This window comes from Dongia soli (assembly GCF_034044715.1).
Lineage (GTDB): Bacteria > Pseudomonadota > Alphaproteobacteria > Dongiales > Dongiaceae > Dongia_B > Dongia_B soli.
The window spans coordinates 17,060-43,030 of sequence record NZ_JAXCLW010000009.1 but is presented as its reverse complement, the minus strand read 5'-3'; the positions used below and the strand labels follow the sequence as shown (position 1 = coordinate 43,030).

Annotated in this window: 19 protein-coding genes; 11 read left to right on the top strand and 8 right to left on the bottom strand. The window is 59.2% G+C overall.

What is annotated here, in order from left to right; genetic code table 11:
• Positions 1 to 81: 81 nt before the first annotated feature.
• Both SMD27_RS24265 and SMD27_RS20945 read right to left on the bottom strand, forming a co-directional pair.
• Positions 82 to 612 carry an amidase family protein gene (locus SMD27_RS24265; protein ID WP_379991260.1) on the bottom strand — a complete coding sequence of 177 codons (531 nt, stop codon included), beginning with the start codon at positions 610 to 612 and terminating at the stop codon, positions 82 to 84.
• Positions 609 to 2,015, bottom strand: coding sequence for an amidase (locus SMD27_RS20945; protein WP_320510396.1), 1,407 nt, complete (start codon positions 2,013 to 2,015; stop codon positions 609 to 611). Before SMD27_RS20945 ends, SMD27_RS24265 begins: the two co-directional genes overlap by 4 nt.
• 54 nt (positions 2,016 to 2,069) lie before the next feature.
• Here SMD27_RS20945 and SMD27_RS20940 point away from each other — a divergent pair, with 54 nt between their 5' ends.
• Positions 2,070 to 2,903 carry a helix-turn-helix transcriptional regulator gene (locus tag SMD27_RS20940; protein WP_320510395.1) on the top strand — a complete coding sequence of 278 codons (834 nt, stop codon included), beginning with the start codon at positions 2,070 to 2,072 and terminating at the stop codon, positions 2,901 to 2,903.
• Between the two features lie 46 nt (positions 2,904 to 2,949).
• Here SMD27_RS20940 and SMD27_RS20935 read toward each other — a convergent pair whose 3' ends face one another.
• Positions 2,950 to 4,281, bottom strand: coding sequence for an APC family permease (locus SMD27_RS20935; RefSeq protein ID WP_320510394.1), 1,332 nt, complete (start codon positions 4,279 to 4,281; stop codon positions 2,950 to 2,952).
• 569 nt (positions 4,282 to 4,850) lie between these two features.
• Here SMD27_RS20935 and SMD27_RS20930 point away from each other — a divergent pair.
• Positions 4,851 to 6,146 (top strand): lactonase family protein, encoded by a 1,296-nt coding sequence (locus tag SMD27_RS20930; protein WP_320510393.1) that lies wholly within the window; start codon positions 4,851 to 4,853, stop codon positions 6,144 to 6,146.
• Positions 6,147 to 6,469: 323 nt separating this feature from the next.
• Entirely contained in the window at positions 6,470 to 7,414 is a 945-nt protein-coding gene (locus tag SMD27_RS20925) for a transporter (protein ID WP_320510392.1), read from the top strand.
• 1,687 nt (positions 7,415 to 9,101) lie between these two features.
• On the opposite strand, the gene SMD27_RS20920 is transcribed toward SMD27_RS20925, so the two are convergent.
• The 4 genes from SMD27_RS20920 to SMD27_RS20905 form a co-directional block, all read right to left on the bottom strand.
• Entirely contained in the window at positions 9,102 to 9,704 is a 603-nt protein-coding gene (locus SMD27_RS20920; protein WP_320510391.1) for a sulfite oxidase-like oxidoreductase, read from the bottom strand.
• Positions 9,705 to 9,881: 177 nt separating this feature from the next.
• The gene (locus SMD27_RS20915; protein ID WP_320510390.1) at positions 9,882 to 10,433 is read right to left on the bottom strand and encodes a PAS domain-containing protein; all 552 of its coding nucleotides are present in this window, start codon (positions 10,431 to 10,433) and stop codon (positions 9,882 to 9,884) included.
• Positions 10,434 to 10,695: 262 nt separating this feature from the next.
• The gene (locus tag SMD27_RS20910; RefSeq protein WP_320510389.1) at positions 10,696 to 15,465 is read right to left on the bottom strand and encodes a trifunctional serine/threonine-protein kinase/ATP-binding protein/sensor histidine kinase; all 4,770 of its coding nucleotides are present in this window, start codon (positions 15,463 to 15,465) and stop codon (positions 10,696 to 10,698) included.
• A 57-nt stretch (positions 15,466 to 15,522) separates the two neighbouring features.
• Positions 15,523 to 16,206, bottom strand: a complete 684-nt coding sequence (locus SMD27_RS20905) for a response regulator transcription factor (RefSeq protein WP_320510388.1) — start codon at positions 16,204 to 16,206, stop codon at positions 15,523 to 15,525.
• Between the two features lie 202 nt (positions 16,207 to 16,408).
• Here SMD27_RS20905 and SMD27_RS20900 point away from each other — a divergent pair, with 202 nt between their 5' ends.
• Positions 16,409 to 16,801 carry a response regulator transcription factor gene (locus SMD27_RS20900; RefSeq protein ID WP_320510387.1) on the top strand — a complete coding sequence of 131 codons (393 nt, stop codon included), beginning with the start codon at positions 16,409 to 16,411 and terminating at the stop codon, positions 16,799 to 16,801.
• A gap of 852 nt (positions 16,802 to 17,653) precedes the next feature.
• Complete coding sequence (locus SMD27_RS24260) at positions 17,654 to 18,091, top strand: helix-turn-helix domain-containing protein (RefSeq protein WP_407651944.1); 438 nt, start codon at positions 17,654 to 17,656, stop codon at positions 18,089 to 18,091.
• 862 nt (positions 18,092 to 18,953) lie between these two features.
• Here the strand turns inward: SMD27_RS24260 and SMD27_RS20895 are convergent.
• Positions 18,954 to 19,481, bottom strand: coding sequence for a PAS domain-containing protein (locus SMD27_RS20895; protein ID WP_320510386.1), 528 nt, complete (start codon positions 19,479 to 19,481; stop codon positions 18,954 to 18,956).
• Positions 19,482 to 19,605: 124 nt separating this feature from the next.
• Here SMD27_RS20895 and SMD27_RS20890 point away from each other — a divergent pair, with 124 nt between their 5' ends.
• The 6 genes from SMD27_RS20890 (at position 19,606) to cas7c (ending at position 25,971) form a co-directional block, all read left to right on the top strand.
• Entirely contained in the window at positions 19,606 to 19,848 is a 243-nt protein-coding gene (locus SMD27_RS20890; protein ID WP_320510385.1) for a hypothetical protein, read from the top strand.
• Complete coding sequence (locus SMD27_RS24255; RefSeq protein ID WP_379991286.1) at positions 19,746 to 20,153, top strand: DUF3644 domain-containing protein; 408 nt, start codon at positions 19,746 to 19,748, stop codon at positions 20,151 to 20,153. Before SMD27_RS20890 ends, SMD27_RS24255 begins: the two co-directional genes overlap by 103 nt.
• A gap of 109 nt (positions 20,154 to 20,262) precedes the next feature.
• On the top strand, positions 20,263 to 22,506 hold the full coding sequence (locus SMD27_RS20885; RefSeq protein WP_320510384.1) for a CRISPR-associated endonuclease Cas3'': 2,244 nt from the start codon (positions 20,263 to 20,265) through the stop codon (positions 22,504 to 22,506).
• 68 nt (positions 22,507 to 22,574) lie between these two features.
• Positions 22,575 to 23,243 carry a type I-C CRISPR-associated protein Cas5c gene (gene cas5c, locus SMD27_RS20880; protein WP_320510383.1) on the top strand — a complete coding sequence of 223 codons (669 nt, stop codon included), beginning with the start codon at positions 22,575 to 22,577 and terminating at the stop codon, positions 23,241 to 23,243.
• On the top strand, positions 23,240 to 25,018 hold the full coding sequence (cas8c, locus tag SMD27_RS20875) for a type I-C CRISPR-associated protein Cas8c/Csd1 (RefSeq protein WP_320510382.1): 1,779 nt from the start codon (positions 23,240 to 23,242) through the stop codon (positions 25,016 to 25,018). The genes cas5c and cas8c overlap by 4 nt, the downstream gene beginning before the upstream one ends.
• The gene (gene cas7c, locus SMD27_RS20870) at positions 25,015 to 25,971 is read left to right on the top strand and encodes a type I-C CRISPR-associated protein Cas7/Csd2 (protein ID WP_320510381.1); all 957 of its coding nucleotides are present in this window, start codon (positions 25,015 to 25,017) and stop codon (positions 25,969 to 25,971) included. The genes cas8c and cas7c overlap by 4 nt, the downstream gene beginning before the upstream one ends.

Genomic DNA, 25,971 nt, shown 5'->3' with positions numbered 1-25,971 from the left:
ATTTTCGATGGGATTCGCTCAGATAGGCTATCGCACTGTAATCGTTTAACAAATTTAAATCTTGGTTAACCTGCCGCATCCTCAGGTACACTCCGATTGGCGTCCTACTGCCACGTGGTGCTTACGTGAGAGAGGGATTTGAGCGGAAGATTTCCCATGCCTAAACTCACGAAGCGGCTTGTGGACGCCGCCGAGCCTCGAGAAAAAGATTATGTCATTTGGGATGACGACTTGCCCGGTTTCGGCCCTGCCGAAGGCGAATTCGACCGTCTGGACCTTGCCCAGCGCGATCATGCCAGCAGCCGCTAGGCGCCGGACGGCATTTGCGGTGGCCGTTGCAGGGCCGCCCCCAAGAGCCGTGGATCCAGCCGCAGTCGGATAGCCGGCGACATGAAAGAGATCCTTCACCGCGAAGGGGATGCCGTCGAGCGGCCCGAGCGAGACCCCCTGCGCCCTGCGCTCATCAGCCGCCGCCGCGACCTTGAGCGCCGCTTCGGAGAAAAGTGCCACAAAGGCGTGCAGGGAGGGGTCATGGGCTGAGACGCGGTCAATGGCACCAGGCGGCTTGCTGCAAGGTCCTGAATGAACCGCGTAATAGGCGTAGCCCGTCATACCGCTCGTGGCGGGACCACCGGCGGCATCAAGGTTTCGAGCGCAGCGGCGACGGAGAGCACTTGCTCGTCGGCAAAGCGGCGGCCGACAATCTGCAGGCCAACGGGCAGGCCGTCCCCCGCCCGCCCGACAGGCAGCGACAGGGCCGGGAGCTGCGGCAACATGTTGAAGGGGCAGGCCACGTCCAGCCCCTTGTAGCGGCCATTCGGTAGCGTCGCGACATAATCGTCGTCCGTCTCGGTCACCGGCGGGGCCGTTATGGCACAGGTAGGGCACAGAAGCGCCTCGTATCGCTCGAACAGCGTGGCCAAATCGCGCCACATCGCCGTGCGCAGAAACTCAATGCGCTTATAGGCAGTCGCTCCCATGGCGTCACCGCGCGCGATCATGGCCACGACCGTCGGATCCATCTTGTCGCGCCAGGTCTCGATCTCCTTGCCGAAGAAAGCCGACATGAACACGCACCATAGGTCGAACCATTCGTCGTTGACGGCGCGCGTCCAGGCGATCGGTACTTCCTCCACCACCGCGCCAGCGGCGCGCAGCACCTCGACTGCGTGACGCAGGGGAACCTCGACCCCAGGTTGTACGGCATAGTAACCGAGGTCCATCGACAGCGCGAAGCGTCGCCCCTTGAGGTCTGCTGCCGCAGCACTTTGAAGATTGAAGCCGATAGGCAAAGATGAGATGTCCTCGTCACTCGGACCGGCAGCGGCGGCCATGAAGGCGACAGCGTCCTCGACACGGCGGGCCAGCGGACCGAAATGGGAGATATTGTCGAACACGCTGGGCAGAAGCGTCATCGGGATGCGGCCGAGGCTCGGCTTCAACCCGACGATGCCGCAGAAGGCGGCGGGAATACGTATCGATCCGCCCATGTCCGAGCCTTCGGCGAAAGGCACGACACCGGCCGCCACCGCCACGGCCGAGCCGCCGGAAGAGCCGCCGCTGGTGCGCTCCCGGTTCCACGGATTGCGGGTCACGCCCCAGCGCGGACTTGCCGTCATGCTGGAATAGGCGAATTCCGGCGTCGTGGTCTTGGCCACCAGGATTGCGCCAGCCTGCTCGAGGCGACGAATGCAGAGCGCGCTTTTGTCCGGCACCCAGTCTGGCCGGGTCCAAGAACCCAGCGTCGTAAGGTCGCCCTCGGTCGGCGTCAGGTCCTTGGCGACGAAGGGAACGCCGTACAACAATCCGGTCGCCTCGCCGCGCGCCACCTTTCTGTCAGCTGCGCGAGCGGCCTCCAGCGCCCTCTCCTCACGGATGAGCGTGAACGGGTTGAATACCATCGCCGCCACCTTGGCGCGGCGGATCGATTCTGCCACCACGGTCTCGGCGCTGAAGGCGCCAGTGCGGATGCCGTCTGCGATCGCGGTCGCGGCAAGATCGAGTGGATGGGTCAAGGCGTATTCTCCTGAAGGTTCAGCATGTAATGAGCGGGCAAGGGGGGTTGCGCCATGTGCCCGCACCTGGGCAATCTGTGCCGGTCACAGAAAACGCATCCGGTCCGCCGTATGGCATTCAGAGCAAACAGCAAGCCCCCGTCCTTCGCCGCGTGGAACGCCGCCCTCGGCGCCGCAGCGACGGCGATAGGTACGCGCGGCTTCCCCGACGCGCTGGCAGCGGCGCTTCGGCTTCTGACGCCATTCCAGATGATGAACGGCTTCGCCTATTCGCCCGACAACCATGCCTTCGACCTCTACAACGAGAAGATCGTGGCCGAACGCGCCATCATCGTCGACCGCTATCTTGCCGGTACCTTCGTGCTGGACCCGTTTTACGATGCCGTGCGCAACGATTCCAGCCGGCGCATGATCGTGATGCGGGAGCTCGCGCCCGACAACTTCCGCCAGACCGAATATTATCGGCTGCATTACGCCACGACGCGGATCGTGGACGAGATCGGCTTTGTGATGAAGCTGGAAGACAGCTTCTGCGCGGTGTTGTCGCTGTCGCGCACTGGCACGAAGGCCCCCTTCGTCGATGAAGAGCTACAGAGCCTGCGCGCGACGGCTCCCGTCGTGTGTGCCCTCGGAGAGCGACACTGGTTCCATCTTCCGGGCCGTTCGCTCGCCGCTGGCACAGCAAGGCCAGCTGAGCGCATAGAACACCCGCTGTTGACACGCCGAGAACTTGAAATCGTCACGCTGATCCTCAAGGGGCACTCCAACTTCTCGCTTGCCACCGTGCTGTCGCTTTCGCCCAACACGGTCAAAGTGCATCGCCGGCAGATCTACTTGAAACTGAATATTTCCAGCCAAGCCGAGCTTTTCCGCCTTTTCCTCGCGTGAGGCCCGTGGGCTCGATCTCGAGATGGCTCAGCATCGGGCCCTGCACTCATTCGACGAAGTCCATCTCCGGCGGCGCGACGCGGAAGAACTTCGTCAGATACGCCAGGTAGACGACGCCGATCGCAAGCCAGATCAGCCCGAGCAGCTTGGCGTGACCGTCGAGATTGATCAGCAGGTAGAGATCGCAGACCGCCGCGACAGCGGGAATGATGAGGCCGAAGAGCACACCGATCGGCCTGACCTGCTGTTCACCCCGGAGATAGAGCGCGATCACCGAGATGTTGACGGCGGTGAAAGCCAGGAAGGCGCCGAAGTTGATGAAGGACGTCGAGGTGGTGACATCCATCGTCAGCGCCAGCAGGCCCACGATGCCGACCAGCGCGAGGTTGAGGACCGGCGTGTGCCATTTCGGATGCAGCTGGCCGAAGATAGCGGAGGGCAGCACCCTGTCGCGCCCCATGGCAAAGAGCAGACGCCCGACGCTCGCCTGCGCCGCGAGGCCGGAGGTGAACTGCGCGACCACCAGCGTGGCCAGGAACAACGTGACGAATACATCGCCGCCCACCGCCTTGCCAATCTCGGTCGCAGCCGCGTCCACCGACTCGAATTGGAAGCCGGGATGGGCGAGCTGGGTGATATAGCCAGCCAGCACGAAAATGAGGCCGCCGGCCAGCGCCGTGATGAGGATGGCGCGCGGCATGGTGCGCCGAGCGTCGCGGGTCTCTTCCGTCAGCGTTGAGACGGCGTCGAAGCCGAGGAAGGAATAGGCGGCGATCGCGGCACCTGCGGCGGAGGCCGAGAAGGGCACATCCGCCTTAAAGAAAGGCTCGACCGAAATCAGTCCGCCGGGGCCATTGGCGGCAACGACATAGCGCGCGGCCAGGAACAAGAAGGCAATGAGTACGCCGAATTGCACCAGCATCAGGATGAAGTTGACCCGGTTGGCGAAGACGATCCCAATGACGTTGACGGCTGTTGTAAGGCCGATGAAGGCGACGATCCAGATCCAAGCAGGAATCGCCGGGAAGGCCGAGGTAAGGTAGGCCGCGCCAATCAGCCAGATCACCATTGGCAGGAAGAAATAATCGAGCAGCACCGCCCAGCCGACCAGGAAGCCCACACTCGGGCTGATCGACTTGCGGGCATAGGTGTAGGATGAACCGGCGACCGGATAGACACGGGCCATGACACCATAGCTCATCGCGGTCAGGAGGATCGCGGCCGAAGCGACGAGATACGCCATGGCGGTCGTACCCTGACTGGCGGTGGCCAAAGCACCAAAAGTGCCGAAGACAATCATCGGCGTCATATAGGCAAGGCCGAACAGCACGACGGACCATAGGCCGAGCGCGCGATCGAGTTTCACCGGTTCGTTCATTGTTCCACTCCCAATGTCTGGCATCCGACGCGTTTCGGCACTCGCGACTGGCAAAAGTCCGGTGCTGCTCGCATTTTCTTGATCCGAACCATGACACTGGCCGGTGCCCCCGAACATAATACTAAGAGGTTACCCCCTGCCGTCAGGCTCGGCCACCCATCTGCGGCGTGCGGAGGTCCTGGAAACGTGTCTGACCGTCCTAACTTGCTGACATGCGCGTTCGATAGCACGAGCCAGCCCTGGCACGCTCCCGGCCAGAAGTAAAGTTGATCATTTGGATGGCATTGCTTTCTGGTTCTCGGATCGCACACTCGCCTGTCCGAAGCGAATGGAGGACTCTGGAACACGTTTTTCGGAGTCGCGCGCGAATCCGGTTCTCTAATATCGGCTAGAGTGATCGGCAATAAGTTAGGTGAAGAGGGACCGTCGCGAACCTCACGGCCAGGACTCTGCCGGGGCAGGCAGTGAGATTTACGTTTCCACGCAATATGAAGCAAGTCTACGTCCGGGACATCCCTCATGGAACCAAGAAGCCGTGCTCGCAAACGGCAGCAACATAGGAGAACTACATGACTCGCCGGCGATCATCGAATCTCGCCCTTTTCGCTCTTGTCCTTATCGCGCTCGCGCTGCTTCTCTTCGGGACTTTCGCAAGAGACGCACCGGCTTCGGACTTCGTAGGTCATGTCTACATGCAGACCAACGAGACCCAGAACCGCATCATGCACTTCGGTCGCAAGGCGGACGGGCAACTCAAACTACTGGAGAGTATCCCTACCGGCGGCGCCGGCTCGGGCGTCTTCAAGCCGATCAGCGGTCAGGAGAGCGCGCCCAACGCATTCGAGGGCGCTGGCAGCGTGATCCTAGCCGAATCCAACACCCTGCTGTTCACGACGAACGGCGGCGACAACAGCGTGACGAGCTTCCGAGTGAGTCCCGACGGCAAGCTGACTATGATCGATCGGCAAACGACCGGCGAGCCTGTAACCGGGCGCAGTGGAACGGCGAAGTCGCTCGCCTATCGCCCTCAAAGTCGAACACTTTACGTGCTCCATGCTTTCGGCCCCAACCACCTCCGCTCCTACACGGTCGCTAAGGATGGCAAGTTGAAGCTGCGTCCGGAGCGCTATTCGGTAAACACTGCGACGAAGACCGATCGGGTGTCGACACAAGCGGTTCTGTCGCCCGATGGCCGCTTCCTGTTGGTCGACATCCTCTTCGACACTCGTCCAAGCGCCAATCCCGACGGGTCGCCAAATCTGGTTGTGGCGAACGCCCCCGACCGAGATGGGCTCGTGGTATTCCCGGTGCGCGACGACGGCACGCTCGATAAGCCTTCGTTTGCCGATGCCGGCGGCGCGGGCCCATTCTACATTACCTTCCTCCACCGGAGTCGCGATGCCTTCCTGAATGGTGTCGCCGTAGGAGACGGCGTTCTCACGAGTCGCATTGATGGCAAAGGTCACGTGACCAACGGCCCGCTGGTCCCGATCGATACCTCGCTCGGGAAGCCGTCCGAGCTCTGCTGGCTACAGGTGACCTCTGACAACTCGCTCGTGCTTGCGACCAACTTCGGCTACGGAACGGTCTCGACCTACCGTCTCAAAAAAGGCCGATTGAGCCTTCTCCAGGACCCGGCCAACAAGGCGATACCGGGCGACGGCACCTTCCGTGCCGTGAACAAGCTCGTCAGCAGCGGACCCAGCGATAGCTGGCTGACCCCCGATGACCAGTACTTCCACCAGATCTTCGGGAATGCCTCGGTGCTTGTCAGCTACCGCCTCGACAAGACGAGCGGCAGACTGACGGAGATTGGTCGAAACAAGATTCCCTACAACAGCCCCCAGGGCCTTGCGGGATTCTAGGCGTCCACTGACGGAGCGCGCTCGACCAGGCAAGATCCAGCTACTCCCACTGTGATCAGGTCCGGCGAACGCGCTCCCGTCACCATCGCGCCCCTGCCGCGCAAATCAGTCAACCGCGAGGACACCATGGCGCGGCTTGACGCATAGATTGAGATACGAAACGCGGACCGCATGGTCCGCCCGATACCACATTTTACGCAGTACTGATGAGGTGAGCTGCTGCCTTACAACCGGCAGCCTCCATCCTAAGCAGCGACCCACACCGGACGCTTACGGAGGTCCGGCATATCCCCCGACTGCAGAAGACAATAAGGAATTTTTCGATGAAGAAGGTTTCGGCCAGAGCGGAATGGATGGTTGCTCTAGCAATCGTTTGCGCGGTAGCCGCCACACCGCTTCCGGCCATGGCCGCGGATGGCGATAACGGCTTCTTGGGACTTGACTTGAAAGGCTCGCTTGGCAAAGGCCGGCACACTCGCTACGTGCCTCCGCTGACCAACCCGCTCTTCAACGAGACCCCTTACATCACCACCGAGGCGCGCTTGATCTATCTCTACAACCGGCTGCCAGAGGATTTCGTGACCGATGGCGGCTACGTCAATGTTGCGGCCCTGCAGCTGCGGGTCGCCCTGACCGAGCGCCTCGGCTTCATCGCGACCGAAGACGGCTATGCGGATGCCCACTTCAACAAGGTGCTGGACGACGAAGACGGCTTTTCCAACATTGCCTTCGGGTTCAAGTATGCAATCCTGGACGATCCAAAGAGCGAATCCCTGCTGACCGCCGGTTTGCGCTACGAGATTCCCATCAACGACCTGGAAACCGGCGGCATCAAACTGCAGGGCGACGGCGACGGCTTCCTCAATCCTTTCATCACCGGCGCGACGACCTTCGGCAAACTCGGCCTGCAGGCAAGCCTGGGTGCAAACATCGCCCTCGACGGCGACGCCGACACCTCGATTCTGCACTATTCCCTGCATACCGACTACGAGGTGTTGCCGGGCTTCTTCCCGTTAGTCGAGCTAAACGGCTTCACGCCGATCGACCACGGAAAGCGCCTGACGGGGGCGCTCGGAAAGTTGGACGGCGTCGATCTGCTGAACTTCGGCAGTGATGACAGTGACACCACGGTCACCATCGGCGGCGGCTTTCGCTATCGCTTCACCGACAACGTGCAAATCGGCGTCGGTGGGGAAACACCGATCACCGACAAGGACGACTCGATCCTCTCCTATCGCCTCTACTCCGATCTCGTTGTGTCCTGGTAGCGCGGCAAAGCAAAACGGCGGCCTCAGGTGAGGCCGCCGCCGTTTTCGACGCTGAGCGTCGCGAACATTATCCGCCGGCACTGATTACTGGATTCGTTGGACACGCTCACGCACGATCGCTTTCCAATCTATTTGAGGATCGGGAACGGCAACGACCCTGCACCAGCTTCGCGCGCTGATCGCGCCTTAGGCGTAGTCGTGAACTCTGTGGGGGTGCCGGCGCGGATGGTGCGAGCAGGCGATCGCGCGGCCAAAGCAAAATTTGCGGCCAAGCTAAGGAACTGGATTTCCGGATGCGAAATACTGGGCCGCCCCCTCTTTCCAGCCCTTGGCCGGATTCAAGCACGCGTGGCGCGCTGATCCCTCGGCGCTGGCCAGCTCTGGATTCCAGCAAGCGCGTCCGCTCGTCCAGGGACGCCCGACACAGGTTTCATCGCTTTAGCACCAGTGGCAACGTGACTTTAGGATATAGCGTCTCCGAGCCCCTGTGATGCCGCATTGCCATCACAGGTGCGGAGTTGTCGCGGGGATAGTTGACGGTGAACATCCAATGGAGCTCCACCAAGCTCGGTACGTTCTAGCGGTTGCAAGCACGCTGAACTTCACCGGCTCCCCAGCAATAGAGATCGGCAGGTTCGGGGGATTGACTCCGGCTGGCTCCGCAGGCACCCAACGGCCCGCGTCGTCCGCGTTATCGCCTGCGCCGCATCGGCAGCAGGATCATCCGCCGGCTACCGTGACTATCCAAACAAAGGCTCCGAGAGGGGGCCTATGGCGGCGATACGAAATCCCGATTGCGTGCTGATTGACGCGCGGACCGATTGGCGCGGCCCAAGATTTAGCGCGCCCACCGGCCGCAAAAATAGGTCGAATTAGTTCTCAACGGTATCCGGCTTTGGCGCCAATGCTGCTGCTGTGGACTGATGCGGAGGATAAATTGTGGGCCAAAGAAGGGCCGTCGCTACACCGGATCTAATAGAAGGGATTTCGGTCAGAACCGCGACCTATTCCCCCAGCTCCAGCGCGGGCTGCACGTCGCGCTATACTTGAACGCTGTCTCCTGGCCACGGATCACCTTGCGCACCGTCGCCCGCGACACCGACAGGCCCGTACGATCTCCCTAATGGTGCTGCTCGAAATAGGCTCGCCGGATCAGGCCAATCAGGTCCACGCCAATCATCCTCGCTTGTCCTTCCCCGCCGATAAAGGCCAAAGGATGGACACTGACACAATGCGTCAGAGGGGTCAGTATTGGACGCGAAATCGCCCCTCAGGGGGTCAATATTGCTCGCGATTTTACACGTTCAACGGCAAAGCACCTTACGAAGTGCTTCGCGAACGACGATGATTTGAGCCAATCCTGTCTCGCCACTCTGCCGTCATTACAATCTGACGCCTGCCGATGTCTATTTCGGACGCGGCCAGCCATCCTCAGACAACGAGAAAGGATCAGGCGCGACACCATCCAGCAACGCCGCTTGCAAGACCAAAACGCTGCCGCAGTCAACACCCATGAGCCAAATCCTCCGTTAAATCACGGGCTCTCGTGTCCCAGATAGTCTGATGACGGACAATGGGGTGGGGCAGTCTCATTTTATGGGAATTCAGGGTACGCAAAATCAATTGTTTAGCGGAGTTTCAATCTCACGTTATTGGGCGACCTATACTTCTGCCAGCGTCCCGATGTTCAGCTCGAAGATCGTTGCTCTTTGAACGGGTCGCCGTAAATGTGATATCCGTTAAATTCCCATAAGCCCGGCGATTCGCGATCCAACAATTGGATCGCGCGCACCCACTTCACGCTCTTATACGCATAGAGGCTTGGCACCACGAGGCGCAGCGGATAGCCATGCTCAGCCGTGAGGGGTTCGCCGTCATGCCGCAGGGCGAGAATCGTCGTCGGGCACAGAAAATCGGAGATTGGCAGGTTTGCCGTGTAGTTATTCTCGCCGTGGACCATCACATGCTGCGCCTCCGGCCGCAACTTCACCCGCCTCATCAATTCTGTGGCGAGCAATCCTCCCCAATGATTGTCAAACCGACTCCAGCGCTCGACGCAGTGCATGTCCGCACATACTTCGCTCTGCGGCAGATTGGAGAACTCTTCCCACGAAAGCCGCAGTTGCTCCTCCACCAGGCCGAACACGCGAAAATCCCATGTCCTGGGGTTAAAGAGCGGCACCGAGCCCACATGCAGCACCGGCCACTTGAGCGTCAACGACTGTCCTGGGGGCAGCCGACCAGCGGCACGCATCTCACGCTCCCGTTCACGTCGCTCGTTCGATTGCATAAATAGCTCCACCGCAAAAGTAAGCGCGACCTAATTGGCGCACGTGATAATTTTCGGAGCCTGAAGCGTGATCAGCCGGATTGCGGCGGACATAGCCAAACATTGGGTTCGTGGTCCCGCACTCCGAGAAGCGACCTATCAAGGTGCTAGTCCAGACCGAAGTGGCGAGGGGAAGCCTTACTGCTCCCCTTCGTCGGTCTTGGAGTTAGAACTGCTTGCAGATTCCGGGAGTAAGCCAGGAACAGTCTTGCTGGTATTGTGACGGAAAATGTTGACGGCTCCGATCACTTCGTCCTGGTTGTTACGAATTGGAAAGACATTAACAAGCGCCAGAAGACGATTACCGTTGGGCTGTTCGCAAATCACATCGGCGTTCCGCACGGTGGCGCCGTTATTGATCACCACGGAAGGTGGCGCGAGTTCGTGCGGCATCACTTCTCCCGAAGGGTAACGAAGGCGGTGTGACCCGCAAAACTTTTCCGAGGTTCCCAGAGACGGCGTACGTCCCCAACCCGCGATTGCAGCTTTGTTGCACTTGACGACGGTGGCATCCTTTTCGAGAACGTATATCCCTACCGGGATGGAATCCATTGCCGCTTGGTCTGCGAGAATTCCTTTTGCGATGAGGTGCCCGTCGACGAGTTCTCCTCGGAAGTCGATTTCGTCGAAGTCGCCATCCAAAATCATCTCGCTTGTCGCTAAGCCATTATCAGTCAGGTTGGTTGCCATTTTCAACCTCCTTTACGCAAAGACTTAATAGATGGTCCGGCCGATTTGGCCCGTTTGTCAAGCGGACTACACGGCAAGCTGATGACTGGAACCGTGGCCTAATGCGCTTACGACCTACGTAAGATCACAACACGAGACACGGGTTGGCTTCCATTGCACCAAGGTTTAGGTCGATACGCGGTTATTGCCCCACACGACTCCGACCTACGAAGCGAAGGTGACTAGGGCGATCGCCTGATTGTTGGGCGCGCTGAACTTTGGCTTAGTTATGTGTCGGCAGTGTGAATCTGAAGACGGCGCCACGTGGTTGATGTGCTTCTGCCCACAAGCGTCCTCCATGGGCATCAATGATAGAGCGACATATCGAGAGGCCGATCCCGAATCCACCGGCCTTTGTAGTGTAGAAGGATTCAAAAACACGCTCTAGATCATTCGCTGCGACGCCTGGCCCGGAATCGGCTATGGCCACGAGCAGCCCATCCGTGTGGTGCGATTCCGTCGTGATCTCCACTTTCCGCTCCGAAACGTCCGCACTCGTCATCGCTTCGATGGAATTGAGAATGAGGTTAAGCATGACTTGCTGAAGCTGAACCCGATCTCCTTTAACAGGAGATAGTCCTTCCGCAGTACGCACGTGAACCGATACGCCATTCTTCGACAGCTCCCCCCTTACCAGCGCGAGCACCTCTTCGACCGCCTTGTTCAGATCCATGCTCTCGATACGTGGCGGAGCCTTCTTTATCTGATCCTGGATCCGACCAATGATGTTACCTGCCCTGTATGTTTCGCCCACCACACACTCCAGCGCCTCCCTGACTTCTGGCATATTAGGCGGATTCGCCGTGAGGAAGCGTAGAGCTGCATGGGCGTTATTCCGTACCGCCCCAATCGGCTGATTCATCTCATGTGCGATGGAGCCGGCAAGCTGTCCCATCGTTGCCACACGGTTGGCGTGCGCCAAGTCCGTCTGCAATGCGCGTAACATGTCAGCGTCCCGCTTGCGCTCGCTCAGATCAAGTACGAATGCAACACCTTGGTACCCACCTTGCTCGAAGGTGGACACACCAATCAACACTGGCACAAGGCTGCCATCCTCCCGGAAGAGTTCCGTTTCGAACGGTTGTAGGCTGCCCTGCACCTTTAATTGGGGCTGATGTTCGAACCAGACGGTCGGTGTCAGATCCATCCAACGCACGCCGCCCGAAACGAGATTCTTGCGGTCGAGTCCGACCATACGAAGAAACGCGTCATTGGCCTCGACTATGCGATCTTGAACATCCCAGAAGACTATTCCGATGATGTTGGCATCCACTAGGCGGCGGATCCTGGCCTCCCGCTCAGCGAGCTCGCGGTAGAGGCTGGCGTTCTCTATTGAGATAGCCGCCTGGGAAGCGAGCAGTGTGAGGACTGCCATTCGAGCAGGAGTAAACGCGCCGGTCGTAAGGCTGTTCTCCAAGTACAGTATCCCAATCAACCTAGTCTGCTTTAGTATCGGCAGGCAGAGCACTGACCGTGAGCAGTGGCTGCGAATATAGACATCCTCTGAGAACGAGTTCTGACTGGACGCATCGTGCAGGAGAACGCTTTCTTTGGCCCGAAGGACATAGTGAAATATAGACTTCGGCAGATCAGCGGCCGTGACGCGTGCTTGTTTGAGAATCACGTTCACGTTGCTGCTGCTCGTTGTGGCCTCTGCTTCAATTTGGTATTTGTCGCCTCGCGGAAGAATTAAGAGACCTCGATCGGCGCCCGCATGTTCGATTGCCGAACTCATGAGCGTGTTGATTAGCTTCTCGAAAACAATCTCGCCTGAGACTGCTTCCAAGACCCTGATTACCGTAGCCAAATCGAGCTGCTCGACGGGTGTCGCTATCGTCGCCGTGGAATCCGGGATCGACTTGTCCACTTTGAGGTGCGGATAAAGCTCCTCGAGTTGTCGAACCTTTCCGTCGGCTCCCCAGCGCAGGTAGCAAGCCCGCGCGGCCCGCAAATAGGTCGCCGCGATCTTCTCGTAGCCGCGCTCTGCGTAGAAACGACCGGCAATCTCATTGGCAATAGCCTGGTTGTGCACGAACCCGTATTTGTGAGCCTCGCGGATGGCCTTGTCGTACAGCTCCTGAGCGTTCGGTACCCGGCCCTCTATGCGGGCGATCTCGGCGCCGATCAAGGCGACGCGGTCTTTGAAAGTCTCTGGATCGACCTCCGCCCACGCCTGGAGTTCCCGGTGGTGGTCCAGCAGAGCATTGAAATGGCTCGGTCTCTGCTCCGGTGTGGCGTGATCCCAGGCCGCCGCATGCGCCAGCGCGCCATAGAACCGATACACCGCTGACTCGAACATTGCCGCCGACGTCCAAAGCAGCGGTTCCGCCTGCAGCGCCGCGTCGACCGCCGACGCGAAGTCTCCGGCGAAAAAGTGCGCCTGCAGCTTTCGCGTCCAGTAGTGGAACTCGGCGAGAACCAGATCGGGACTCTTGGCCAAGCGGCGTTCGGTATCGAGTTCGCTATATCCCTCATGATCCAGGCACCCGAACCTCGCAGTCAGGCCGCGCAAGGTGAGGATCAAACCGAGCTGTGCCCCGCACCGCTCGATGGCCAAGCCGAAACGCACCCGCCTGGCAAATGCCAGGCCGTTCTCGCATTCCTTTTGCACTTCCGCGAGCGGATCTCCGGCGGCGAGGCAAACGGTGACGGTCAGCAGCTCGCACTCCGCCGCCAGATACTCGATTGAGAAGATGAGCTGGTGATTCCGCTCCCAAGTCTCTTCTGCAAGAAGGGCTCTGCCGGCCCTGAGATACTTGAGCGCCGAGTCGTATGCCGTCGCGAGTTTCGCGCGCCGGCCTGCGATCAGATTTAGTTCTGCAACGCGCTCGCGATCCTCAACAGAGGTGATAAGACTCGAGCCCCGGTTGAGTTGATTGACGATCTCAAATATCGCCTCCTCACGTTTTTCAGCGCGCGTGTGCTCTGCAAGGAGTATTCCAATGCGTAGATGGGCCTCGGCGCGCAGCTCCTGTGGGATCAGCAAGTAGGCGGCTTCCTGCACGCGGTCGTGCACGAAACTGTAGGAATTGTCAGCACGAAAGATGAGGCCCGATCGCACGGCTTCCCAAAGATGCTCGTGCATGTCCTCGACCGAGCCCTGATATCCCATCCGCAGCATCTCGAAGTCTGCAGTGTTGCCCATGCAGGCGAACTGCTGGAGTACCTTCTGGGTTTCTGGCGGAAGGCGCTTCAACTTCTCGACCATCAGCTCTACAACATTGTCCGTGAAGCCTTTGGCACGAATGCGAGCTAGGTCCCATACCCAACGCCGCGAGCGGTAATCGAATGTCAGCAGGCCATCGTCCGCCAGAGTAAAAATGAACTGGATTGCAAAGAACGGGTTGCCACTGGTCTTCTCGTGAATCAAGTCGGCCAGCGGCGCGGCGCGCTCCAGTTGGCAGCGAAGGGAATCCACAAGCAGTCTACCTAGATCGGCGCGACTGAGTGGTGTGAGAACGATGTGCTGCACGACCGCTCCGGCTTGGCGCATCGCTCTCAGCTTGCGCGCCAGCGGATGGGTCGAACTGACTTCATTGTCCCGGTATGCGCCGATCAACAACAGGTGCTTCATGTCCGGCTGGGTCAAAAGATCCTCGAGCACATCGAGCGTTGCGGCGTCGAGCCATTGCATGTCATCGAGGAAGAGCGCGAGCGGATGTTCAGATCGCGCAAATACGCCGATGAACCGTCGAAAGACGATCTGAAAACGTCTCTGCGCTTCCTGCGGTGGCAATTGGGGCACCGGCGGCTGCTCGCCAATGATATGCCTCAATTCCGGGACAAGATCGACGAGGAGTAGTCCGTTTGGACCCAGCGCCTCACGAAGTGCGTCCTGCGATTTGCGCAGGTCTTCCTCGTTCTGGCTAAGGAGCCGCCGGATGAGGCTCTGAAACGCCTGGGCCAGTGCGGCATGCGGAATGTCGCGCCTATATTCGTCGGATTTGGCTGACGCAAACAAGCCACGCGGGGGCGCGAGTGGCTTGCAGAGCTCATTAACGACGGCGGATTTCCCGATACCGGAGTATCCGGAGAGCAGCACCAGTTCCGCTCGGCCACCACCAACGATGCGGTCGAAAGCGGTGAGCAGAGTATCAACTTCGCGGTCCCTTCCATACAGCTTCTCGGGGATCATGAGGCGGTCCGGGGTGTCACGAGCGCCAGGGGTGAAGTCATCGATCCGCCCCTGGGACTCCCATTGGGATAGGCAGCGCCGAAGATCGCTCTCGGCTCCCCCCGCTGTCTGATACCTCTCGTCCGCCGTCTTGGAGAGCAACTTCATCGTGATTGCGGAGACTGAGGCCGGCACGGTTCCCAGCCGCTCACTGGGTGCGGCTGGTTGTTTCGCAATGTGACAGTGCACCCATTCCATCGGGTCGACGGCCGCGAAGGGAAGACTCCCGGTCAGCATTTCGTAAAACGTCATTCCAAGCGAGTAAAGATCACTCCGAGAATCGATCGAACGGTTCATTCGTCCCGTCTGCTCGGGTGCCATATAGGCGAGCGTTCCCGCGATGAACTCGGGAGGTTCGGGTGACTGTCGCTCGCGAGGAAGTTGGGATGCAATCCCGAACCCGGTGAGCCACGCGTTGCCGGTGTCGTCGACGAGGACATTCGCAGGCTTGATATCCTTATGTATGAGGCCCTGCTGATGGACTTGACCAAGTGTTCTTGCCAACCCAATGGCGGTGCTAAGGAAGCGAGTCAGGTCGAGCGGTCGCCCCTTGTCACGCTCAAGAATCCGATCCAGCGGCTGACCGCCAGGGTCCTTGAGTAAGAGAATCGTCCGCCCTTCGTGACGAGTAATGGCCAGTGGTTTGGCAGCCCACGCGGGATTGAGTTCGGCTGCGAGCGAGTATTCATGCAAGAGCCGCTTGATACTCTGAGGCGATGGATGTTCAAAGAGTGCGATCGCCAGGACCGGCGAGGAGTCGTCGTGCTTTCGGCCGCGGTAAAGGGTAAAGTCCGCGCTTTCTCGCAGGGGCACCAGCACGTACCCCGAGAGCCCCAGGATGGGTGACGTTCTGTGGCCCGTTGGGCTCTCCACGGTTTAGGCCAGCTTGGAGTTCTCGGGCAGCAACTTGAGCAGCTTCAGCTTATCCACCATTCGGCACAGTTGTGGCACCGATGTGGCTCCGATCTTCTTCATCATATTGCTGCGATGGACCTTCACCGTGGTTTCGGTGATTCCCAACTCGCCGGCAATCTGCTTGTTTAGTCGACCCTCCGCAACCCGAGCCAGAATAACGCGCTCGCGCGCGGTCAGCAGTTGGAATCGCGCCCTGACTTCGCTCAAGACTTCATCATTTTGCCGGCGCACACGATCGCGAGCGAGCCCGGCACTTATGGCATCCAGAAGATCCTGCTCCCGGAACGGTTTCGTCAAAAACTCGATGGCGCCCGCTTTCATTGCTTGTACGCTCATCGGAATGTCACCGTGACCGGTGACGAAGACGATCGGGAGCGTGACTCCCGCCGCGGCGAGATCGCGCTGAAAATCGAGTCCGCTTCGCTCTGGTAACCTGACGTCGAGGACCAGACAGGTAGGGCTATCGGGCGGGTCAGAGCGGACAAAATCGTTAATCGACGCAAACAGTCGCGGGTTCACGCCCACAGCTCGCAGAAGTCGTCCGAGGGATTCGCGAAACCCCTCGTCGTCATCGATGACGACTACGCAGGAATGTGAATTTGGCGCGGCTGCGGCTCGTGATCCAAGGTCCGTGGACTGGCGCATCTGTTCCCTCCACAATTCATTTGCCAATCTTAGTCCTAACGAAAACGCTTGAACAGCCGTCCGCCCACCCCTGAGGGGCAGAAATCCTAAACCAAAGTTTAGAGTCGCGGGTCCGTTACAGCGTTATGCTTGATGTCAGATGCTGCACCTAGCCGGCCTCACAAGCGCGGTGTAGCCGCGGCCGACACTCATGGAGGCCATATTGCCCGAACGACCACTAATCTCTGTCGTCGATGACGACCAGTCTTTCGGCGAATCCATGCGCAGGCTTCTGAAGGCGCTGGATTACTCTGCCGCGGTGTTTCCGTCTGCAGCGCAATTTCTCGCGTCTGCGCAACTTACGGCCACCGCCTGCTTGGTCGCCGATATTCACATGCCGGAAATGACCGGTGTCGAGCTTTATAACCATCTGGTCGAAAGTGGGCACTCAATCCCGACGATTTTGGTCACCGCCTATCTGGATGAGCGCTCGAAGGAGTGCATGCTTACCCGGGGGGTGCAATGCTACCTTCGTAAGCCGCTGGTGGAAGCTGCGCTGATCGACTGCCTTCGCACCGCGGTGGCGCACGGGCAAGCGTGTCGGAGCAGTCGATGAGTCTACACTCACCTTCTCATCGTCGACTCAACAGGGTCTTTGTGTTCGTCGCATAGGTCGCGCATGCCTTGCTCACCATGCCTTTAATGTGCCTTCACCCATGTATGGAGTGCGCGCGATGCTCCATGAGACGTCCTTGGAGCCGACGTGCGCATCACAGCGCCGGTGCCCAACTGGCCGCCCAACTATAACGTGACCCCGACGCATGTCATGCCGGTGACGGGGCTCACTCTTGAACGATGTACCTCGGTATAGTCGAGTTGTCCCTTCTGCCAATGCGGCCCTCCCTAGAGTGGCGGCCTGAAGTGCTGACGCGCAATACCATCCAGTGCGACGCGGGCCCACTATAGAGCTCAAGAAGAAGCAACCCATTCTGCTTGAGGCCTGAAGCGTTACGATGATCTACGCTCGCCTATCCGAGGGAGCGACTGATAGAGCCGACACAGCCCAGAGGAGCAGATCCTCAAGAAACTGCAAGGCGTGATTGCTACTAACTGCCCGCCGCCGGAAATACATGGTGCCAGAATGGACGGTCACCTGGCTCGATCGCGCCTGTGGCTGTAGCCCGGTGGCGGTTGACGAGCGGAGCCTCGGCGTCGCGAGAGCCGTGGCCGCGATGAATGGCGGTGGACTGATGAACAGCTACAGGCGCGAGGACGGGTCGACGTTCCGCGTGAGGCAGAAGGTCACAATGATCGCCCCTCGTCCAGGGCAGGACGAAGCCGACGCAAGCCTAGAAATACCTGACGATGGCGCTTTCGTCGTTGACCTTCGTAACGATCGGGTTGGACGGGTCTGAGACGTGGCCCGCGCTCGTAACACCGCCTGACAGTACTTTTAGCGCCCAACGAAATGCGACGAGAGTCGCGCTACTTGAGAGGCCTCGTCTTGATATACATTCAAAGTGTCACAGAATCAGCGCCCATGCCATCAGTGCCCATGCCAGCGCCACAAGCTCGGGGCGGTCTCCCGCCCGGCGCTACGCGCCGTGTTTTGGAATATGTGGAGACGCACCTAAGCGAGAAAATCGATCTCGCGGTGCTGGCTGGAGTGGCAGGTTTCTCGGTTTTTCATTTCGCGCGAGAATTCAAGCAAACGGCGGGTGTCACACCGCACTTCTATCTCTTACGGAAGCGTGTCCAACGAGCCAAAGAAATGTTGGCCCAGACCGATCTTTCACTGTCCGAGATCGCACTCGCCGCAGGTTTCGCTGACCAAAGCCACTTGGCACGTCATTTTCGTCGAATGGTCGGATCGACTCCCAGAGAATTTCGATGGTCACATCGGTAGCGATATTGCTGTACAGCGTCTACTGATGGCAGTTAGTCCTCTTTGTTCTACGGAATTTCTGCAATTTCCATGGGGCACCTTTTTGATGCCCATCATCCTTTAAGCGGGTTCTTACTGGGCTCTGAATCGCTTTTGGTGCAGCGTATGATTCAGGCAGCACTGAGAAGGCGGGCTCCCGCAGATCGAGCTTGGCGCGGCTGTACGTCTGCCTTTTGACCAATTGGAGCTTTGTGATCTGGCCTTCCGTCTGTCCTTCGGCCAAAGTCGCGGATTGCCGCGCGAACAGCCTCGTGATCTGCCATTAGGCCATTGGCAAAGGACGTCAAGAGGCTTGCCCGCGCTTCCTCGATCCAGGCGTCCAGCGCGCCTGCCTCCCGCCTTCGGACCATCGCGTTGAAGCGGTCGACGAGATCACGCGCGGCGACAAGCGTTAGCGCAGAAGCCTCGACTGTGGCAATCGTAACAGCCTCGGCCTTTGACAGATGATCTCGATCGATTGGCATCGCGCGACCTAAGGGAGACCGCCGTGGTCTTGCAGTTTTCATCCAGGCGACGTCGGCTCGCCCATTCCGACACGATCCGCTGACTGCCGCGAAACCCAGACGACCGCAGGCGCCGCCAAAGTTCAGTGCCGTTGCGACAACCGGCGTGCCACGCCGCATCAAGCTTGCGCCAGAAGCTACAGACAGTTTCGACTACCGATGATAGATATCTGATTTGTTGGCTGGGGCGCCAGGGTGCTCACCCATGTTTACCGAAAACTCCTGAAAAATATGGCTACTTACAGCCTTCGATTCAGCCTCGAGGGGCCACTGTGTCATACCCTGTGACAGTCCAAGCCAGGTCAAAGCCTCCATCGCGGTCACTGCGGCCGGGCGATCGCTGGGGCAGAGACTCGCCTTAGAGAAATCAGGTCCTCAGGGTCGACGCCTCCCAAGGCTCCAAGATGCTCGACCGCCAAGCACTGCGTGACGGCGCCGTGTGACTGCAACGGCAAAAGCGCGAATTCAGAAAGCGCCTGGCGACCATTTCGCATCGGATATCCATAATGTCCGACAATAGGCTCACCGAGATCCATCGTACTCCCATAGAGCTCCCGCAGCGCTTCCGTCAGGCCGTGTGGGAGGATGATTTCGTCGATCGATGCGCCGGTAAAATTGGAGCCATACATGTGCGCGACGTGGGTACCGACAAGCCGGAAACTAATCTGCCGCGTCTGCCGTTCCAGATCGACTAGCAAAATGTGTGGCAATACACCCTTTGGCATCTCCAAGGGGTCGATCTCCGCACGCGTGGGTGCTGATCGTCCGTCGACCTTCGCCAGCCAGTAGTTGCAGATCTCAGGTACCGCGGGCGAGAGGTACTCTCCAATATTCGCTAAAGCTCGCATCTTAGTCTCTGAATAGCTCACAATCCCTAAGGCCTAGCAGGTACCCTGGGGGCCCCCAGCACATCAAAACGTGATTTTTTCATATTGGCAAGATATTCTTAGCGACGAGGAGGAGCTTAGGGTGATGCCAGTCCGCAATGCGGCGGGAGCCTTGACCGTAGACGAGAAACCGATTGTCAAATCCCGTCGCGCTCGAAAATGGCGAAACCAGGATATTCAGGACCTGTTGAACCGTGGCCGCAAGGCGACCATCAATAGCGGTGGATCACCGAAGTTAAGCAGAACGCCAGAGTTCAGCCTGCGACGGATCAAGAAACTGACTTCTTCATTGCTAAGAAAAGAGCTTGGGCCCCAAAAACCGGACTGAACTTTTTCGACGATGAACGGCTAATCCGCGCACGAGAGGCCATTTGCCTCGCTGTCCAGGTGTTCAACAGCCCCACGACAAATTTCAAAACCGAGGTTTTTTCAGTTCTCGCGAATATCGCGTTGATCTGCCCTGTTCAAAGTGGTCCGGCTTTAAAGTTAGGATTGCACCACATTTTTATTACTGCCGTGCGCACGTCATTTCGGAAGGGACACCCAGAACAGCCTGAGTTAGCCACGTATCTGTCAGGTTATTTGTCGGCCACATATCTCGAGACGGCAACCATGAGGTGGGTGCGGAATTGACGCCGGCGCCCGCACCACCGGCGACAAGGATATTTCCGCACTTTGATGAGCTTGACTGCTCCTCATGTCGACCTTTACGATATTTAGTTAAATAACTATCGAGACCCATGTGTATTACGCGCATTCGACCGAGCAGGCCGACCGATCGGATTGGCACGTTTTACAAGATCATCTGACGAAAGCTGCTGCTCTTGCCGGGACTTTCGCCGAACGCTTCGGATCGTCGAAAGCCGCCACTCTGGCCGGACTGCTGCATGATCTCGGCAAATACAACCCGGATTTCGCTCGGCGCCTGGAGGGCGCGCCGATCAGGGTGGATCATTCGACTGCCGGCGCCGCGATCGTCCGGGATATGGCGAAGGGAGATGATGGACTGATTGCCGAGCTCATCGCCTATGGCATTGCGGGCCATCATGCCGGTCTCCCGGATCGTCTTGGAGATGTGGCAAGCCTCGAGTCACGGATTGCGGGATTTGATCACCAGACGCTCGATCCAATCTGGAGGACTGAGATATACCCGGACGCGACCGGACTTTTGCCGTCCTTCGATTGGCAGAAGGATCGCCTCGCCTTTCAGCTGTCCCTCCTTGGCCGCATGATCTTTTCATGCTTGGTCGATGCCGATTTCAAAGACACGGAAAAATATTACGCCAGCATCGGCGATCTCACCGTCGACCGCGACTGGCCCTTCTTGCAGGAAGCCCTGCCCCGATTGATAGCAGGCTTCGATCGGCACATGCAATCGTTCGGCCGGCAGGAGAGCGGCATCAATCGACTGCGCAGCGAGATTCTCGACCATGTCCGGGCAAAGGCCGGCGACAAGCCAGGCCTGTTCACGCTGACCGTGCCGACCGGCGGCGGCAAAACCCTGGCCTCACTGGGTTTCGCGCTTGATCACGCGCGCCGACATGGCCATCGCCGCATCATCTATGCCATTCCTTATACCGCCATCATCGATCAAACGGCCCGCATTTTCCAATCGCTGCTGGGCGAGGACATCGTGCTTGAACATCACTCGGCCATCGAGATGGAGACCCTCGATGCTGCGCGGCCGCCCGAAGGCAAGGGCAAGCTGCGGCTGGCGATGGAGGATTGGAGCGCCCCGGTGGTGGTGACCACCAATGTGCAGTTATTCGAAAGTCTTTACGCCGCGCGCCCCGCACGTGTGCGCAAGCTGCACAATATCGCGGGGAGCATTATCATCCTCGACGAGGCGCAGACCTTGCCGCGCCCCCTGCTGACGCCGGTCACCTGGATGCTGGAAGCCCTGGCCCGCGACTATGGCTGCACCATCGTCTTATGCACGGCGACGCAGCCGGCACTCGACAAAGCCCGTTTTCCGGCCGGCCATCCCACCGGCCTCGATCTCCAAAGCCGGGAACTGGCGCCCGATCCGGCTCGGCTCGCCGCCGCGCTCAAGCGGGTCACGCTGCGGCATGGCGGCGCGATGACCGATGACGACCTGATCGCCGACCTGGCGGGAACGGCACAAGGCCTTGTCATCGTCAACAGCCGCAAGCATGCGCTGGCGCTGTTCCGGGCTGCCTGGGCTGCCGGACTGGATGGGGCGATGCATCTGACGACGCGACTATATCCGGCCCATCGGCGGGATGTCCTCGACCGGATCAAGCAAAGCCTGGCGAATGAGGCCCCGTGCCGCCTGATCGCCACAAGTCTGGTTGAAGCCGGTGTGGATCTCGATTTTCCCCGAGTCTGGCGCGCAGAAGCAGGCCTGGACCAGATTGCCCAGGCGGCAGGCCGCTGCAATCGGGAAGGGAAGCGGCCACCGGCTGAAAGCCTCGTCACCGTCTTCAGTGCGCCCGTCAATCCGCCGCCGCGTGAAATAGCCGCCTTGTCACGCGACATGGCCCGCATGATGGACAAGCACGAGGATCTTTTCTCGCCGCAGGCCATGGCCGATTTCTTTGGGGAAGTCTATTGGCGTGTCGGCGCCGATGGCCTGGACGCCAAGAAGATTCTTCCGGACTTCCGCATCGGCAGCGGCATGACGAACTTCGCGTATCGCAGCGTCGCCGAAAAGTTCCGGATGATCGACAGTACCATGGTGCCGGTGATCATTGCGCGCGACGAGTTGGCACGCGAAGCGGTGAAGCGTTTGGCGATCAAGGAGATTCCCTCCGGCAAGCTGGCACGCCAGCTCCAGCCTTACACCGTTCAGATACCGAGCAAGGCCCGCGCCCGCCTTCAGTCCTGCGGGCATGTATCCTTCATCGCGGAAAAATTCCGTGCCGACCAGTTCGCCGTGCTGCAAACCGCCAGCCTCTACGATCCGGAAGTCGGGTTGTTGTGGGAAGACGCGGAATACCTGGGGATGGAGGATACGATCATATAGTAAGGCCACCTTGCGCACCACCACCCCCGGAATTTGCGGGCTCGCCTAAAGAATTGCGAGGATATTATATGGCTTATGGCATTCGACTTCGGGTATCCGGCAAACATGCCTGCTTCACCCGGCCTGAGATGAAAGTTGAGCGTGTCTCCTATGACGTCATGACGCCTTCGGCGGCACGCGGCATTCTGGAAGCGATCCATTGGAAACCGGCCATCATGTGGTGGATCGATGCGATCCATGTCCTGAAGCCTATCCAGTTCCAATCCATTCGGCGAAATGAGGTCGGCAGCAAGGTTTCGACCCGCAACGTCAAGACGGCGATAAAGCGGGCCAGCCTCGATGGGCTGGTGTTCAAGGTGGAAGAAGACCGGCAGCAACGGGCTTCTTTGGTATTGGCCGATGTCGCCTATGTCATCGAGGCGCATTTCGACATGACATCGAAAGCCGGTCCCGACGATAACGAGGGCAAGCATCTCGATATCTTCAATCGCCGCGCGGCGCGTGGGCAGACATTTCATCAGCCCTGCCTTGGCACCCGCGAATTCGCGGCCGATTTCGAGCTTCTGCCGCCGGATGCGCCTCTGCCGCCCACGATCGACGAAAGCCGGGATCTCGGCTTCATGCTCTACGATATCGATCATGCGGCACCCGGCAAGCCCTCGCTCTATTTCCGTGCCAAGCTCGAAAAAGGCATTGTCAGAATCCCTGCCCCCGACACACCGGAGGTGTTGCGATGACCATCTTGTCTTCCCTGGCCCGCGCCTATGACCGTCTGCCGGGCGCGCCGCCCTTCGGCTATTCCTCCGAGAAAATCGGTTTCGCGATCTCGCTCAACCCCGATGGGACCGTCGCCCATGTCATCGACCTGCGCGGCGAAGGCAAGAAAAAGGCGCCAAGGATGATGCAGGTACCCCAACCGGCAAAGCGGACGGTGGGCATCGCTCCCAATTTCCTGTGGGACAAGACAGCCTATGTCCTCGGCGTCACAGCCGGTGAGGGCAAGCGCACCGCCGAAGAGCATGCCGCCTTTATCCGCTATCACCGGGACGCGATCGGCGCGACGCAAGATGCGGGGCTGAAAGCCTTTCTCCTGTTTCTGGACAATTGGGCCGCCGCACATTTCGCTCCCCCGCTTTGGCCCCAGGAGATGAGAGACCAGAATGTCGTCTTCGTTCTCGAGGAAGACCGCCGGCAAAATATTTTCTTGCATGACCGGCCTGCGGCCCAAACCGCCTGGGCTGGCTCAGGCGCCCAAAAAGGCGACAGTCCGGACGCCCTATGTCTGGTGACGGGCGAAGCCGGGCCCATCGCGCGACTACATCCTGCCATTAAGGGTGTATGGGGCGCCCAATCCTCCGGCGCGTCCATCGTGTCCTTTAATTTGGATGCCTTTGCCTCGTACAATCACGAACAAGGCGATAATGCGCCCGTCTCCGAAGCCGCCACGTTCAAATACACGACGGCGCTCAATACCTTCCTCGGTAGTGACAGCAAGAATCGCCTGCAGATCGGCGATGCCTCGACGGTATTTTGGGCCGACGCATCCGAGACCTCTCTCGCCGATGATGCGGAGAGCATCTTCAGCGCCATGCTGAATGCCGTCGATGTGGTGACGGAAAATCAAAAGATCGGCGACATTCTCGCTCGCATGCGCAAGGGCGAGCGCTTGAGCGATTTCAACCCCCAACTGGCCGAGGGCGTCCGGTTCTACGTGCTGGGCCTGGCCCCCAACGCGGCACGGATATCAATCCGCTTCTGGTTTGAAGACACGTTCGGCCGATTGGCGGAAAATTACCAGCGCTACATCGCCGATACCGCGATCGTGCCGCCACCGCACGAGGGATATCCGCCCCTATGGCGCTATCTCGTGGAAACCGCCGTGCTCGGCAAGCGCGAGAACGTGCCGCCAAACCTTGCCGGCGACTGGATGCGGGCGATCCTGGCCGGTACGCGATATCCGGCGACACTGCTCTCCACCGTTCTCATGCGCATTCGCGCCGACAAGGACATAAACGCATTGCGGGTCGGGATGCTGCGCGCCGTGCTTATTCGAAATTTCGACAGGACAAAGGAGGCTCCCGTGTCACTCGATCCGCAAAACGACAATAAGGGCTATTTATTGGGCCGGCTCTTTGCCGCCTACGAAAAGGCCCAGACGGAGGCACTGGGGCGCAATGTCAATGCCACCATCAAGGATAAATTCTATGGCGCCGCGTCCGCCACGCCACGCCGTGTTTTTACCGTGCTGGACAAAGGTTCTGCCAATCACCTCTCCAAGGTGGGCAAGCAGAATCCCGGTCGCCGCAAATATCTCGACACGATTATCGGCGCCATTCTCGACCGAATGAGTCCAAGCAATGACCCCTTCCCGGCATCTCTATCCGCCCAGGATCAGGCTTTGTTCGGGCTCGGCTATTACCACCAGCGCAACGCCTTCTTCATCAAATCTGATACCACGGCTTCAGAAGCCACGAATTCAGACACCACTGCCACGGAGGACGCCACCCTATGACCTCCATTAAAAATCGCTACGATTTCGTGCTGCTGTTCGATGTTACACGCGGCAATCCCAATGGCGACCCCGATGCCGGCAACCTACCTCGGCTCGATCCTGAAACCAATCATGGGCTAGTGTCCGATGTGAGTCTGAAACGGAAAGTACGGAACTATATCGACATCGCCAAGGCCGGTGAACCCCGCTTCAACATCTATGTCCAGGAAGGCGCCATCCTCAACGAGCAGCACCGCAAAGCCTATATTGCCTTGCGGCCAACAGACGGGAAGGCAGCCAAGGATGCCAAGCTCAACCCGAAAAGCGATGAAGAGGCGAAAAGCTTGACCAGTTTCATGTGCGACAATTTCTTCGACGTGCGCACATTTGGCGCGGTGATGTCGACCGGGATCAATGCCGGCCAAGTGCGCGGGCCGGTACAGTTGACCTTCGGTGCCTCCATCGAACCGATTGTGCCGCAGGAAATATCCATCACCCGCATGGCGGCCACCAATGAGGCCGAAAAGAAACAGCGTGCCGAAGGCGGCGAGGAAATCAACGAACGGACCGATAACCGGACCATGGGCCGCAAACATATCGTGCCTTATGGTCTCTATCGCAGCCACGGCTTCATCTCGGCGAAGCTGGCCGAACGCACGGGATTTTCCGAAGCGGATCTCGATGTGCTATTCCAGGCTTTCGAATCCATGTTCGAGCATGACCGTTCCGCCGCCCGCGGTGAAATGGCCAGCCGCAAGCTGATTGTCTTCAAACACGCCAGCGCGCTCGGCAACGCTTCGGCGCACAAGCTCTTCGAGCGCGTACGCATCGGCCGTGACATCGACGGGGAATTCCGGTCTGTGGATGATCGAGGCATCGACAATTATCCGCCGGCACGCAAATTCGCGGATTACCGCATTGACATCGACCGGACCGACTTGCCGGAAGGCATTGAGATCATTGAGCGGCTATAG

Bases quoted from the DNA above. Each gene is read 5' to 3' on its own strand.
- SMD27_RS24265 (WP_379991260.1), bottom strand. From the start codon at position 612: ATGACGGGCTACGCCTATTACGCGGTTCATTCAGGACCTTGCAGCAAG.
- SMD27_RS20940 (WP_320510395.1), top strand. From the start codon at position 2,070: ATGTGCCCGCACCTGGGCAATCTGTGCCGGTCACAGAAAACGCATCCG.
- SMD27_RS20935 (WP_320510394.1), bottom strand. From the start codon at position 4,281: ATGAACGAACCGGTGAAACTCGATCGCGCGCTCGGCCTATGGTCCGTC.
- SMD27_RS20930 (WP_320510393.1), top strand. From the start codon at position 4,851: ATGACTCGCCGGCGATCATCGAATCTCGCCCTTTTCGCTCTTGTCCTT.
- SMD27_RS20925 (WP_320510392.1), top strand. From the start codon at position 6,470: ATGAAGAAGGTTTCGGCCAGAGCGGAATGGATGGTTGCTCTAGCAATC.
- SMD27_RS20920 (WP_320510391.1), bottom strand. From the start codon at position 9,704: ATGCAATCGAACGAGCGACGTGAACGGGAGCGTGAGATGCGTGCCGCT.
- SMD27_RS20915 (WP_320510390.1), bottom strand. From the start codon at position 10,433: ATGGCAACCAACCTGACTGATAATGGCTTAGCGACAAGCGAGATGATT.
- SMD27_RS20905 (WP_320510388.1), bottom strand. From the start codon at position 16,206: ATGCGCCAGTCCACGGACCTTGGATCACGAGCCGCAGCCGCGCCAAAT.
- SMD27_RS24260 (WP_407651944.1), top strand. From the start codon at position 17,654: ATGCGACGAGAGTCGCGCTACTTGAGAGGCCTCGTCTTGATATACATT.
- SMD27_RS20895 (WP_320510386.1), bottom strand. From the start codon at position 19,481: ATGCGAGCTTTAGCGAATATTGGAGAGTACCTCTCGCCCGCGGTACCT.
- SMD27_RS20890 (WP_320510385.1), top strand. From the start codon at position 19,606: ATGCCAGTCCGCAATGCGGCGGGAGCCTTGACCGTAGACGAGAAACCG.
- cas5c (WP_320510383.1), top strand. From the start codon at position 22,575: ATGGCTTATGGCATTCGACTTCGGGTATCCGGCAAACATGCCTGCTTC.
- cas8c (WP_320510382.1), top strand. From the start codon at position 23,240: ATGACCATCTTGTCTTCCCTGGCCCGCGCCTATGACCGTCTGCCGGGC.
- cas7c (WP_320510381.1), top strand. From the start codon at position 25,015: ATGACCTCCATTAAAAATCGCTACGATTTCGTGCTGCTGTTCGATGTT.